Here is a 13,480-nt window from a genome sequence, read left to right as displayed (position 1 = left end):
GCCGGGGGCAGCGCCGGGCGGCGCGCCCGCTCAGGCCGGCCGCAACCCGAAACGCCGTCTGGACGACCGCCCCGCTTGCGCGCGATGCTCGCCCTCGAACGAACCGATGGGGGCTTGGCATGGCTGGCATTTCCTTCACCCGCCGCGCGGCGTTGGCGACGGCAGGCACCGGCATCGCATCCGCCGCGCTGATCCGCGCGCGCGGTGCGCAGGCGCAGGGCGCGCCGGTGAAGGTGGGGGAACTCAACTCCTACTCCCGCATGGCCGCCTTCTCCGTCCCCTACCGCAACGCCATCCAGCTGGCGGTGGATGGCATCAACCGCGCCGGCGGCGTCATGGGGGGCCGGCCCCTCGAATTCGTCTTCCGCGACGATGGATCGACACCCGGTGACGCCGTGCGCGTGGCGGAGGATCTGCTGACGCGCGAAGGCTGCGCCTTCCTGGCCGGCACCTTCCTCTCCAATGTCGGCCTCGCCGTCGCGGATTTGGCGAACCAGCGCCGGCGGCTGTTCCTGGCAACGGAACCGCTGACCGATGCGCTGACCATGGCGCAGGGCAACCGCTACACCTTCCGCCTGCGCCCCAGCACCTACATGCAGACGCGGATGCTGACCGAAGCGGCGCGCGGCCGCACCACGCGGCGCTGGGCGATCGTCGCGCCCAACTACGAATACGGCCAGTCCGCCGCCGCCAATTTCAAGCGCCTGATCACCGCCAGCATCCCGGGCGCGGAGATCGTGGCGGAGCAATACCCGGCGCTGGGCCGCGTCGATGCCGGCGCCACCGTCGGCGCGCTGGCCCAGGCGCGCCCCGATGGCATCTTCAACGTGCTGTTCGGACCGGACCTGACCGCCTTCGTCCGCGAAGGCAACACCCGCGGCCTGTTCGAACGCCGCTTCGTGCTGTCCCTGCTGACGGGCGAGCCCGAATACATGATCCCGCTGGGGGATGAGACGCCGGAGGGCTGGATCGTCACCGGCTATCCCTGGGAACAGATCACGGATGGGCCGCACAAGGCCTTCATCGACGCCTACCGCGCCCGCTTCAACGACACGCCGCGCAAGGGGTCGCTGCTGGGCTATGTCACCGCGCAGGTGGTGGCGAATCTGCTGAACAAGGCGAATTCCATCGACAGCGAAGTGCTGGTGGATGCCTTCAAGGACCTGCGCACCGATACCGTCGTCGGCAACGTCACCATGCGCGGCATCGACCAGCAGGGCACCATGGGCACCTGGGTGGGAGAGACGGTGCTGCGCGGCCGCAATGGCGCCATGCGCAATGTGCGCTACGCCGACGGCGCCGACTTCATGTTCCCGGAAGCCGAGGTGCGCGCCGCGCGCCGCAGCTGATATCGATGGATATCGGGTTCATCGTGGTCCAGTCCCTCTCGGGACTGGCCAGCGCCTCCGCGCTGTTCATCATCGCCTCGGGCCTCACCCTCGTCTTCGGCGTCACGCGCATCGTCAATTTCGCGCATGGCAGCTTCTACATGCTGGGCGCCTATATCGCCGTCACGGTGGTGCCCTGGCTGCTGGAGATCGACCGCTCGCCCACGCTGTTCTTCGTGGGCGTGCTGATCTCCGCCATCGCGGTAGGCGTGCTCGGCGTGCTGATGGAACTCCTGCTGCTGCGCCGCCTCTACAAGGTGCCGGAGCTGTTTCAGCTATTGGCCACCTTCGGCGTGGTGCTGATGGTGCAGGATGCCGTGCTGAAAATCTGGGGCCCCGTCGATATCCCCGGCCCGCGCGCACCCGGCCTGCGCCATGGCGTGGAGATCCTGGGCCAGCGCTTCCCGGCCTATGAGCTGTTCCTGATCGTCATCGGCCCCGCCGTGCTCGGCCTGCTCTGGCTGCTGATGCACCGCACGCGCTTCGGCATCCTGATCCGCGCCGCGACGCGGGACCGGGAGATGGTCGGCGCGCTCGGCGTGAACCAGGCGATGCTCTTCACCGGCACGCTGTTCCTCGGCGCCGCGCTCGCGGGCCTCGGCGGCGCCCTGCAGATTCCGCGCGTCTCCGCGTCATCGCAGATGGACCTCTCCATCATCACGGAGGCCTTCGTGGTGACGGTGATCGGCGGCATGGGCAGCGTGCCCGGTGCCTTCCTCGCCGCCGTGCTGATCGGACAGCTCCAGGCGTTCGGCGTGCTGGTGTTTCCGAAGATCACGCTGGTGCTGGTCTTCCTGCTGATGGCGGTGGTGCTGGTGGTGAAGCCCTGGGGGCTGCTCGGCCGGCCGGAAGCCGCCGCCGGGCGCGCCGCGCTGCCGGAGGGTATTCTGTCAATTCGCGCCTTCGGCGTGCCGGAACGCATCATCGCGGGCCTCGCCATCGCCGCCATGCTGGCCGTGCCCGTCTTCGGCGACACCTACATGGTGAAGGTGGCGACGGAGGTGCTGATCTTCGCCCTCGCCGCCTTCTCGCTGAATTTTCTCGTCGGCAATGGCGGCATCGTCAGCTTCGGCCATGCCGCCTATTTCGGCCTCGGCGCCTATGCCGCGGGGCTGCTGGTGACGAAGGGCGGGCTGCCCATGGAACCGGCGCTGGTCGCAGCCCCCATCGCGGGCGCCGCCTTCGCCGCGCTGTTCGGCTTCTTCGTCGTCAGGCTCTCCGGCATCTATCTGGCGATGCTGACGCTGGCCTTCGCGCAGATCGCCTATGCCGTCTGCTTCCAATGGGTCGAGGTGACGGGCGGCGACAATGGCGTGGTCGGCGTCTGGCCCAGCGCCTGGGCATCCTCGCGCCACGTCTATCACTACGTCGTCGCCATCTGCGCCATCCTGGCCATCATCGCGCTCCGCCGCGTGGTCTATGCGCCCTTCGGCGCGACGCTGCGCGCGGCGCGGGATTCGGAACAGCGCGCGGATGCGATCGGCATCGATGTCCGCACCCATCGCTGGCTGGCCTTCACGCTCGCCGGCGGCGCGGCCGGTCTCGCGGGCGGGCTCTACGCCTTCTCCAAGGGCTCCATCGACCCGACGCTGCTGGCCATCCCGCTTTCCGTCGATTTCCTGGCGATGATCCTGCTGGGTGGCATCCAGACGGTGATGGGGGCGGTCGCGGGGGCCGCGGCCTTCCACACCATCAAGGACATCTTCATGCCGCTGACGGATTTCTGGCGGTTTCTGCTGGGCGCATCCATCATCGCGCTGGTGCTGATCTTCCCGCGCGGGCTGGGCGGCGCCTTCGCGGCGCTCAGGGGGCGGGCATGACGCTGCTTTCGGTGGAGCGGCTGAACAAGAAGTTCGGTGGCGTCGTCGCCGCGAATGACGTCACCTTCGCGCTGGCGGCGGGGGAGATGCTGGCCATCATCGGCCCGAACGGCGCCGGCAAATCCACCACCTTCAACATGGTGGGCGGCCAGCTGCGCCCCGATACCGGCCGCGTGGTCCTCGCGGGCCAGGACATCACCGGCCAGCCGCCCCGCCAGATCTGCCGGATGGGCGTCGGCCGCACCTTCCAGGTCGCCCAGACCTTTCTCTCCATGTCCGTCGCCGGCAACGTGCAGATGGCGCTGATCGCGCATCACGGGCGCACGCGCGATGTGGTGGCCGATGCCGCGGCGCTGTATCGCGCGGAAGCGCTCGCGCTGCTGGCCCGCGTCGGGATGGATGGCGAAGCGGATCGCCCCATCGGCGAACTCGCCTATGGCGATGTGAAGCGCGTCGAACTCGCCATCGCGCTGGCCGCCGCGCCGCGGCTGCTGCTGATGGATGAACCGACGGCCGGCATGGCGCCCCGCGAACGCGCCGCGCTGATGAAACTCACCGCCGACATCGCGCGGGGCAGCGGCATCGGCGTGCTGTTCACGGAACACGACATGGACGCCGTCTTCGCCCATGCCGACCGCATCCTGGTGCTGGTGCGGGGCGAGGTGATCGCCGAAGGCACGCCCGAGCAGGTGCGCGCGAACCCGGAGGTCCAGCGCGTCTACCTCGGCACCTCGGGCCACAAGGCCGCGCTGCGGGCGAGGCGCGCCGCGCATGGATGACCTGGTCCTCGACGTCACCGGCCTCAAGGCCGGCTATGGCCCCGCGGAGATCCTGTTCGGCGTCGATCTCACGCTGCGCCGGGGCGAGGTCGCGGCCCTGATGGGCCGCAACGGCGCCGGCAAATCGACCACGATGAAGGCCATCATGGGCATGCTGCCGCCCCGCGCGGGCCGCATCCGCTTCGCCGGCGCCGACATCACGGGCTGGGCGCCCTACCGCATCGCCCGCGCGGGCCTCGGCTATGTGCCGGAGGATCGCCGCATCTTCACCGACCTGACGGTGGCGGAGAATCTGGAGGTCGGTCGCCGCCCCGCGCGCGGCGGCCGCGCGCCCTGGACGCCGGAACGCCTCTGGTCCTTCTTCCCTAACCTGGCGGAGATGCGCGGCCGCCGCGCCAGCGCCATGTCGGGCGGGGAGCAGCAGATGCTGACCATCGCCCGCACGCTGATGGGCAACCCCGACGCCGTGCTGCTGGACGAACCGTCGGAGGGCCTGGCCCCCGTCATCGTCGAGCAGATGGCGGAAGCCGTGCTGCGGATGAAGGAGGAAGGCATCGCCGTGCTGCTTTCCGAACAGAGCCTCGATTTCGCCGCCGCCGTCGCGGACCGCGCGATCGTCATCGAGCGTGGCGAGATCCGCTGGAACGGCACGATGGAAGCGCTGGAGAATGACGAGCAGGTGCGGGCGACATGGCTGACGGTGTGATCGCGGGCATCGATGTAGGCGGGACCTTCACCGATTTGCTGCTGCGCGGCGCAGATGGCCGCATCCACCTGGCGAAAGTCCCCACCACCATCGCCAACCAGGCCGATGGCGTGCTCGCCGCGATCGAGGCCGCGGGCGCCACCCCCGCGACCCTCGACCTCATCATCCACGGCACCACGGCCACGACGAATGCCGTGCTGGAGCGGAAACTCGCCAAGGTCGGCCTGGTGACGACGCTGGGGTTCCGGGACGTTCTGGAACTCGGCCGCCGCACACGGCCCAACCCCTATGGGCTGAAAGGCGGGTTCGAGCCGCTGGTGCCGCGCGAACTCCGCCGCGAAGTGGCGGAACGCATGGATGCGCGCGGCGCCGTCGTCACGCCACTCGACGAGGATGCGGTGGCGCGCGAGGTGCGCGCGCTGGCGGCAGCGGGCTGCGAATCCCTCGTCATCCATTTCCTCCACGCCTATGCGAACCCCGCGCATGAGCGCCGCGCGGGGGAGATCGCGCGCGGGATCTGGCCGAACGGACATGTCACGCTCGGCCATGAACTGCTCTCGGAGTTCCGGGAATACGAACGCGGCACGACGGCTTCGGTGAACGCCGCCGTGCAGCCCGTGCTGGACCGCTACATCACGCGGTTGCAGGAGCAACTGGCGGCACGCGGCCACAAGCGCGACCTGCTGGTGATGAACGGCAATGGCGGCACCGTCTCCGCCCGCCTGGTGTCGCGCGACGCCGCCAAGACCGTGATGTCCGGCCCCGCTTCCGGCGTGATGGCCGCGGCCGCGACGCTGGCGCAGAGCGGGCTGCGCAACGCCATCACCTACGACATGGGCGGCACCTCCACCGATGTGGCGCTGATCGCGGGCGGCGTGCCAGAAGTCTCCGCCGAACTCTCCATCGCCTATGGGTTGCCGATCCACCTGCCGATGGTCGATGTGCGCACCGTCGGCGCCGGTGGCGGCTCCATCGCCGGCCTGGACCGCGCGGGGATGCTGCGCGTGGGGCCGGAAAGCGCGGGCAGCACGCCAGGGCCGATCTGCTACGGACGCGGCGGCACGCGGCCGACGATCACGGATGCGAACATCATCCTCGGCCGGCTCGACCCCGCGCGGCTGCTGGCGGTGAAGGATGCGGTTTCCCTCGACAGCATCAGGGAAGTCTTTGCGCGCAACCTCGCGCGCCCGCTCGGCATGACGGTAGAGCAGGCGGCGGAGGCGGTGATCCGCCTCGGCAATGTCCACATGACCGGCGCGATCCGCCTGGTCTCCCTCTCCAAGGGCCACGACCCCCGCGATTTCTGCCTGTTCGCCTTCGGCGGCGCCGGCCCGCTGCATGCGGTGGCGCTGGCGCGGGAGATCGGGATTCCGGAGGTCCTGGTCCCCGCCCGCCCCGGCCTGACCAATGCGCTGGGCTGCCTGGTCGCCGACCTCCGCCAGGATTTCGTCAACACCATCAATCGTGGCCTGTTCGAGATCCCCGAAGACGAGATCGCCGCGACGCTGGTCATGCAGCGCGACCGCGGCATCGCGATGATCCAGGCCGATGCGCCCGCGCTGGACGACATCATCGTGCTGCACAGCGCGGAGATGCAGTTCCGCGGCCAGACGCACCTCATCCGCGTCGCGCTGCCCCATGCCGACATGGCACTTGAGAACATCCAGAAAGCCTTCGAGGCCGCCTACTTCGCCCGCTTCCGCGTGGAGTTGCCGGAGATCCGCGCCGTGCTGGTGAACCTGCTGACCACCGTCATCGGCCGCCGGCCTTCCTTTCCGCTTTCCGCGCTGCTGGACCCCGAGGCGCGCCGGGGCGGGATCGACGCCGCGCGTATCGGCGACCGCGATCTCTATGCCGATGGCGCCTGGCATCGCGCCGCCGTCTGGCAGCGGGAGAAGCTGACGGAAGGCGCCGTGCTCACCGGCCCCGCCATCATCCAGCAGGCGGATGCGACGACGGTGCTGGAACCGGGATCGCGCGCCATCGTCGATGCCATCGGCAATCTCCGAGTGACGCCATGATGGATGCCCTCACCCTCGCCGTCATCCAGGCGGGCCTCCAGCAGGTCTGCAACGAGATGGACATCGCCTTCTCCCGGAGCGCCTTCTCCCCCGTGATCGCGGAGGCCGATGACCGGTCGGATGGCATCTACGCCGCGGCGGATGGCGCGCTGATCGCGCAGGGCGAATTGGGCCTGCCCGTCTTCGTCGGCACCATGGCCCATTCCGCCGCGCATCTCGTGCGCCTGATCCGCGAAGGTGCCGTCGCCACGCCGGAGCCCGGCGACATCTACATCGTCAACGACCCCTATCTCGGCGGCACGCACCTCATGGATGTGCGCTTCGCCCTGCCCTTTTTCGTGGAAGGGGAGTTGTTCTGCTGGCTGCAGAACACCGGCCACTGGCCCGATATCGGCGGCATGGTCCCCGGCGGCTTCTCGGCGCATGCCACGGAGGTCGAGCAGGAAGGCCTCCGCCTGCCCCCCGTGAAGCTCTTCAAGCGCGGCGTGCTGGACCGGGAGATCCTGTCCATCATCCAGTCCAACATCCGCGTGGCCGAACAGCGCATCGGCGACATCAAGGCGCAGGCCGCCGCCCTGCTGGTGGGCGAACAGCGGCTGCGGGAGATGGTGGCCCGCTACGGCCTGGCGACGCTGCGCGACGCCATCGCCGGCATAAGCGACCGCGCGGCGAATCGCATGCGCGCAGAGATCCGCCGCATCCCCGAAGGCACCTACAAGGCCGAGGCCTTCGTCGATTCCGATGGCGTGGTCAACGAACCGCTGCGCATCGCCCTCACTGTCACGCGCGCGGGCGATGAACTGCATTTCGACCTGTCGGACTCCTCCCCACCCTGCCAGGGCCCGATGAATTCCGTCTGGGCCACGACCTGTTCCGCCGTCTATCTCGCGATGAAGCACATCTTCCCCGATGTGCCGATCAACGCCGGCACCTTCGAGCCCATCCGCGTGGCACGGCCGGAGGGCACCTTCCTCGATGCCCGCTATCCCCGCCCCGTCTCCGGCTGCGCGGCGGAGGTCTCCCAGCGCGTGGCGGAAGCGGTGTTCCTGGCGCTGGCCCCCGTTCTCGACATCTGGGCCGCGCCCGCCGGCACCTCCGGCAATTTCGCGCTCGGCGGCTTCGATCCCGCGCGCAACGCCGGCTATGTGATGTACCAGATCACCGGCGGCGGCTATGGCGGCACCGCCGATGCCGATGGCCTGACCAATGGCTGCTCCACCATCGGCATCAGCAAGACCGCGCCGGTGGAGGTGATGGAACAATACTACCCCATCCTCTTCCGCCGCTTCGCGATCCATGAGGGATCCGGCGGCGCCGGCCGCCATCGCGGCGGCTTCGGCGTGCATTACGAGGTGGAGCTGCTGCGCGGCGAGGCGAAGGCAAGCTTCGTGATGGATCATGGCCGCTTCGGCCCGCCTGGTGTGCGTGGCGGCGGCGATGGCGCGCGCAATGTCGTGCGCCTGCATCGCGACGGCGAAACCACCATCCCCGCCCATCTCTCCAAGGACCAGGGCCTGCGGCTTCGCGCCGGCGACCGCGTGGAGGTCATGACCCCCGGCGGCGGTGGCCATGGCGATCCCTTCACGCGCGACCCCGCGCTGGTGGCGCGCGACGTGATGCGCGGCACCTACACCACCGCGCAGGCAGAATCCCTCTGGGGCGTCGTGCTGCGCGATGGCGTGGTGGACGAAGCCGCCACGCAGGCGAGGCGCGCGGCACGATGACCCGCTACCACCGCCCCGCGACGCTGACGGAGGCGCTGTCCATCCGCGCCAGCGAGGATGTCGCGATCCTCGCCGGCGCCACCGACATCTACCCCGCGAGCGCCAATCGCCGCGCCTGGGGCGACCCGACGCACAAGGATGTGCTGGACATCACGGCCATCCCCGGCCTGCGCGACATCACCGAGACGCCGCATGGCTTTCGTCTCGGCTGCCTCGTCACCTGGTCGCAGGTCGCGCGCGCCGATCTGCCGAAACAGTTCGACGGCCTCCGCCAGGCGGCCCGCCATGTCGGCGGCGTGCAGGTGCAGAACCGCGGCACCATCCTCGGCAACCTCGTCACCGCGTCGCCAGCCGGGGACGGCATCCCGAATTTGCTGGCGCTGGATACGAGCGTGGAGGTGGCGGGCCCCAATGGCACGCGCATGATGCCCGTCGCCGATTTCCTCACGGGCTATCGCGCCACGGCGCTCGCCCGCGACGAGATCGCGCTGGCGCTGCACATTGCGAAGATGCCCCGCGCCGTCAGCGGCTTCCGCAAACTCGGCGCGCGGCACTACCTCGTCATCTCCATCGCCATGGTGGCGGGTGTCGTGGACATCGACGAGAATGGCCGCATCCTGATGGCGCGCCTTTCCATCGGCGCCTGCACCGCCACCGCGCAGCGTCTGCCGGCGCTGGAGGGTGAGTTGCGCGGCACCTCCCTCTATCACGCGGACAAGGTGCCGGAGGCCCGGCACCTCGACCACCTCGCCCCCATCGATGACATCCGCGCCACCGCCGCCTATCGCCGCGACGCCGCGCTGCGCCTGCTGCGCGACCTGCTCTGGGAGTTGGGGGAATGATCGCCTTCACCCTGAACGGCGCACCCGCCCGCACCGATGCCGCGCCCTTCGCGCCGCTGTCGGACACGCTCCGCGAATCCCTCGGCCTCACCGGCACCAAGGTGGGGTGCGAGGCCGGGGATTGCGGCGCCTGCACCGTGCTGATCGACGGCGTCCAGGCCTGCGCCTGCCTGGTCCCGACCGCGCAGGTGGAAGGCGCCGAGATCACCACCATCGAGATGCAGTCGGGTGAGGCGGGCGCGCTGCTGGCCAGGCTCCGCGCTGCCTTCATGGCCCATGGCGCCGCGCAATGCGGCATCTGCACCCCCGGCATGATCATGGCCGCCGCCGACCTGCTGCTGCGCGACGCCGCGCCGGATGCGCAGGCCGTGCGGGATGCCATCGGCGGCGTGCTCTGCCGCTGCACGGGCTACCAGAAGATCGTGGAGGCCATCCTGGCCGCCGCGCAGGGCTTCGCCGCCGTCGAACAGGAAGCGCCTGCTGGCGGGGCCGTGGGCGCCTCCATCGCGCGCCTCGATGGCTGGCCCAAGGTGCTGGGCACGGAACGCTACGGCGCCGATGCCGCGCCCGCCGATGCGCTGTGGCTGCGCGTCGTGCGATCGCCCCATGCCAGCGCGCGCTTCACGCTGGGTGAACTCGATGCCGCCCGCACGCGCCTCGGCCTCACGGCCATCCTCACATCAGCCGATGTGCCCGGCCTCAACGCCTTCGGCATCATGCCCGCGCTGAAGGACCAGCCCGTGCTGGCCGATGGTTTCGTGCGCTATCGCGGGGAAGCCGTGCTCGCTTTGGTCGGCGATCGCGCGGCGGTGGAGGCGGTGCGGGACGCCGACCTACCCATCACCTGGCAGCCGCTTCCCGCGCTGATCGGCGTGGCGGCGGCGCGGGCCGATGGCGCGCCCCTGCTGCACGCCCACGCCCCTGGCAACATCCTCGTCCAGGGTCGCCTGGCGCGCGGCAACCCCGATGCCGCGCACGCCACGGCCGCCGCCACCGCGGAAGGCGCCTTCACCACGAGCTTCGTCGAGCACGCCTATATCGAGCCCGAGGCCGGCCACGCCATCCCCCGCGAGGACGGCATGGACATCATCGCCTGCACCCAGGCGCCCTATATGGACCGGGAGGAAGTGGCCCGCGTGCTCGGCACGCCGGAAGACTCGGTCCGCATCATCCCCTCCGCCTGCGGTGGCGGCTTCGGCGGCAAGCTCGATGTCTCCGTGCAGCCGCTTCTCGCCATCGCGGCGCGGCGCGTGAACCGGCCCGTGCGCGTCACCTACAGCCGCACCGAAAGCATGGCGTCCTCCACCAAGCGCCATCCCGCGCAGATGCAGGCGCGCATGTCCGCCGATGCCGAGGGCAACTTCCTCGCCTATACGCTGGAGGGCGATTTCAACACCGGCGCCTATGCCAGTTGGGGCCCGACGGTCGCGAACCGCGTGCCCGTCCACGCCGCGGGCCCCTATCGCGTGCCGCATGTGCGGGCCCATGCCCGCGCCGTGCACACCAACGAACCACCCTCCGGCGCCTTCCGCGGCTTCGGCGTGCCGCAGGCCGCGATCGCCACCGAATCGCTGGTCGATGATCTCGCCCTGCAACTCGGCATGGATCGCTGGGACATCCGCCGGCGCAACGCCCTTACCCGCGGCGATGCCACGCATTCCGGCCAGGTGCTGCACGCCTCCGCCGGACTGCCGGAATGCCTCGATGCGCTGAAGCCGGATTGGGATGCGATGCTGGCGAAGGTTGCCGCGCATAACGCCGACAACCCGCGCCATCGCCTCGGCGCCGGCATCGCCTGCATGTGGTATGGCTGCGGCAATACGTCGATGTCCAACCCGTCGCGCATCCGCGCCACGCTGGCGCGCGACGGGCGGCTCACGCTGTGGAATGGCGCGGTGGATATCGGCCAGGGCAGCACCACCGTCATCGCGCAGATCTTCGCCGATGCGCTGGGCCTGCCCGTGGCCGCGCTGACCATCGTCACGGGCGACACGGCGCTGACGCATGACGCCGGCAAGACCAGCGCATCGCGCCAGACCTTCGTCAGTGGCCGCGCCGCGATGCAGGCGGGGCAGGCGCTGCGGGCGCAGATCCTGAAGCTGGCCAATGCCGGCGATGATGCGCGTATCTCGCTCGCCGGCACCACACTCACCATCACCGACAGCGCCGGCGCCGCGCGCGGCATCGACCTCGCCACCCTGCCCGCCGATCTCGATGCGGAAGGCCGCTACGATCCGCCCACCACCGCGCTCGACGCCGATGGCCAGGGCATCCCCTATGCCACCTACGGCTTCGCGGCCCAGATCGCGCTGGTGCGCGTGGACACGCAGCTCGGCACCGTGAAGGTCGAGGAGATCGTCGCCGCGCAGGATGTCGGCCGCGCCATCAACCCCGATCTTGTGCTGGGCCAGATCCATGGCGGCATCGCGCAGGGGCTCGGCCTGGCGCTGATGGAGGAATACATCCCCGGCCGCACGGAGAACCTCCACGACTATTTGATCCCGACCGCCGGCGACGTGCCGCCCATCCGCATCCACCTGGTGGAGGACCCGGAGCCCGAGGGCCCCTATGGCGCCAAGGGCGTCGGCGAACCCGCCCTGGTCCCGACCGCCCCCGCCATCCTCGGCGCCATCCGCCACGCCACGGGGGTGCGCGTGACGCGCGTGCCCGTCCTGCCGCACCGCTTGTGGGAGGCCATGCGATGAGTGGGGACCACATCTCCGCCGAGGCTCGCTCGAAGAAATTCGGGGCCGCGGAAGATGGCGGCATCATCCGCTGCGATGCCTGCCCCGTGCTGTGCCGCATCCGCCCGGGCCGCAGCGGCGCCTGTTCGCGCTACGCGAACCAGGATGGCGTGCTGGTCCGCACCGATCCCGCGCTGGCGCTGGCCCATGTTGTCGATGCCGGCGGCGCCGTGGTGCCCTTCGCGGAGGCGGAGTGGGACGGCAAGCTGCTCGACCCCTCCCGCGCCTTCATCACCGGCGTCGGTTCCGGCACCACCTATCCCGACTACAAGCCCGCGCCCTTCATCGTCGGCAGCGACCATGCCGGCGTCGATACCGTGACCGTCGTGACGGAGGGCATGTTCAGCTATTGCGGCGTGAAGGTGAAGATCGACACGGACCGGCACCTCGGCCCCGAAACCGCCGCCGTGCGCGCGAAGGGGGAGCAGATCGGCCATGTCACCACGGCCGAATACGGGTCGCAGATGCTTTCACTCGGCGGCGTCCATCACCTGACCGGCGGCAGCAAGAAGGAAGGCGTCGTCACCTGCGAGGCGCTGCTGAAACTGTGCGAGGGCGAGGCCGTCGAACTCACCATCGATGGCGGCCACAGCGTCATCGTCCAGGCCGGGCAGGCGCCGATCGTGGATGGCGTGCCCGAACGCCGCATGCGGGTCGGCTGCGGCAGCGCGGCTGTCGGCATCTTCGCGCAGCAATGGCAGGGCCATGTGGATGAGGTGATCGTGGTCGATGACCACATCACCGGCGTGCTGACGGAACACCAGGCGGGCAAGGTGCTGTCCATGCGCCCGGCCGGCATCCGCGTCCGCGGCCGCCGTTCCACCCCCGGCCGGTACTTCCAGGTGGCGCGGCCCGGCCTGGGCTGGGGCGGCACCGACATCACCGATCCGCTCGCCATCATCGAAAGCATCGACCCGAAACTCGCCTGGCCCGGCCTGCGGCTGCTGATGACCTCCACGACCGGGGAGGATGCGCTGTGGTGCGTGCTGGACGATGAACTGAAACCCCAGCCGGCGGCGATGCCCGATGCCGTGCGCCAGGTGGTGGACCGCATCGGGGAGAATTGCGAACCCTCGCTCTGCACCGTGCTGTTCATGGCGGGCGCGGGCGGCAGCCTGCGTGCCGGCGTCACGGAAAACCCCGTGCTGCTGACGCGCGCCGTCGCATCCGGCGAGGTGCGCGTGACGATGGGTGGCGCGCCCGTCTATCTCTGGCCCGGCGGCGGCATCACCATCATGGCGGATGTGCTGCGCATGCCGCGCGGCAGCTTCGGCCATGTGCCGACACCCGCCCTGGTCGCGCCCATCGAATTCACCCTGCCGCGGGACCTCTATGCGCGGCTCGGCGGGCATATGGGCGACATCGTGCCGGTGGAGACGCTGCTGCGCGGGCTGGGCGATGGGCTGCGCATCCAGGGCTGGGATGCCGCCAACCCCTGGCCCTTCGCGCTATAGGC

Annotated in this window: 9 protein-coding genes; all 9 read left to right on the top strand. The window is 70.1% G+C overall.

Annotation, left to right across the window (positions count from 1 at the left end):
- The first annotated feature begins 119 nt into the window (after positions 1 to 119).
- From BM041_RS04720 to BM041_RS04680, 9 genes are read left to right on the top strand one after another with little or no spacing between them, the layout of a single operon-like run.
- A complete protein-coding gene (locus BM041_RS04720; protein ID WP_092956152.1) occupies positions 120 to 1,349 on the top strand; it encodes an ABC transporter substrate-binding protein in 1,230 nt (409 codons plus the stop codon).
- 5 nt (positions 1,350 to 1,354) lie between these two features.
- Complete coding sequence (locus BM041_RS04715; RefSeq protein ID WP_092956149.1) at positions 1,355 to 3,208, top strand: ABC transporter permease; 1,854 nt, start codon at positions 1,355 to 1,357, stop codon at positions 3,206 to 3,208.
- Positions 3,205 to 3,987 (top strand): ABC transporter ATP-binding protein, encoded by a 783-nt coding sequence (locus tag BM041_RS04710; RefSeq protein ID WP_092956146.1) that lies wholly within the window; start codon positions 3,205 to 3,207, stop codon positions 3,985 to 3,987. The genes BM041_RS04715 and BM041_RS04710 overlap by 4 nt, the downstream gene beginning before the upstream one ends.
- Positions 3,980 to 4,693: an ABC transporter ATP-binding protein gene (locus BM041_RS04705; protein WP_092956143.1), complete on the top strand. Its 714-nt coding sequence runs from the start codon at positions 3,980 to 3,982 to the stop codon at positions 4,691 to 4,693. Before BM041_RS04710 ends, BM041_RS04705 begins: the two co-directional genes overlap by 8 nt.
- Positions 4,678 to 6,714, top strand: coding sequence for a hydantoinase/oxoprolinase family protein (locus tag BM041_RS04700; protein WP_092956140.1), 2,037 nt, complete (start codon positions 4,678 to 4,680; stop codon positions 6,712 to 6,714). The genes BM041_RS04705 and BM041_RS04700 overlap by 16 nt, the downstream gene beginning before the upstream one ends.
- Positions 6,711 to 8,438: a hydantoinase B/oxoprolinase family protein gene (locus BM041_RS04695; protein ID WP_092956137.1), complete on the top strand. Its 1,728-nt coding sequence runs from the start codon at positions 6,711 to 6,713 to the stop codon at positions 8,436 to 8,438. The genes BM041_RS04700 and BM041_RS04695 overlap by 4 nt, the downstream gene beginning before the upstream one ends.
- On the top strand, positions 8,435 to 9,280 hold the full coding sequence (locus tag BM041_RS04690) for an FAD binding domain-containing protein (RefSeq protein WP_092956135.1): 846 nt from the start codon (positions 8,435 to 8,437) through the stop codon (positions 9,278 to 9,280). Before BM041_RS04695 ends, BM041_RS04690 begins: the two co-directional genes overlap by 4 nt.
- Positions 9,277 to 11,985 carry a molybdopterin-dependent oxidoreductase gene (locus tag BM041_RS04685; protein WP_092956132.1) on the top strand — a complete coding sequence of 903 codons (2,709 nt, stop codon included), beginning with the start codon at positions 9,277 to 9,279 and terminating at the stop codon, positions 11,983 to 11,985. Before BM041_RS04690 ends, BM041_RS04685 begins: the two co-directional genes overlap by 4 nt.
- Complete coding sequence (locus tag BM041_RS04680; protein ID WP_092956129.1) at positions 11,982 to 13,478, top strand: 6-hydroxynicotinate reductase; 1,497 nt, start codon at positions 11,982 to 11,984, stop codon at positions 13,476 to 13,478. Before BM041_RS04685 ends, BM041_RS04680 begins: the two co-directional genes overlap by 4 nt.
- The last annotated feature ends 2 nt before the right edge of the window (positions 13,479 to 13,480 follow it).

This window comes from Falsiroseomonas stagni DSM 19981, from assembly GCF_900114315.1.
GTDB lineage: Bacteria > Pseudomonadota > Alphaproteobacteria > Acetobacterales > Acetobacteraceae > Falsiroseomonas > Falsiroseomonas stagni.
This window is presented reverse-complemented; position numbering and strand designations above follow the sequence as displayed.

Coding starts and splice junctions, on each gene's coding strand:
- BM041_RS04720 (WP_092956152.1), top strand. CDS start 120: ATGGCTGGCATTTCCTTCACCCGCCGCGCGGCGTTGGCGACGGCAGGC.
- BM041_RS04715 (WP_092956149.1), top strand. CDS start 1,355: ATGGATATCGGGTTCATCGTGGTCCAGTCCCTCTCGGGACTGGCCAGC.
- BM041_RS04710 (WP_092956146.1), top strand. CDS start 3,205: ATGACGCTGCTTTCGGTGGAGCGGCTGAACAAGAAGTTCGGTGGCGTC.
- BM041_RS04705 (WP_092956143.1), top strand. CDS start 3,980: ATGGATGACCTGGTCCTCGACGTCACCGGCCTCAAGGCCGGCTATGGC.
- BM041_RS04700 (WP_092956140.1), top strand. CDS start 4,678: ATGGCTGACGGTGTGATCGCGGGCATCGATGTAGGCGGGACCTTCACC.
- BM041_RS04695 (WP_092956137.1), top strand. CDS start 6,711: ATGATGGATGCCCTCACCCTCGCCGTCATCCAGGCGGGCCTCCAGCAG.
- BM041_RS04690 (WP_092956135.1), top strand. CDS start 8,435: ATGACCCGCTACCACCGCCCCGCGACGCTGACGGAGGCGCTGTCCATC.
- BM041_RS04685 (WP_092956132.1), top strand. CDS start 9,277: ATGATCGCCTTCACCCTGAACGGCGCACCCGCCCGCACCGATGCCGCG.
- BM041_RS04680 (WP_092956129.1), top strand. CDS start 11,982: ATGAGTGGGGACCACATCTCCGCCGAGGCTCGCTCGAAGAAATTCGGG.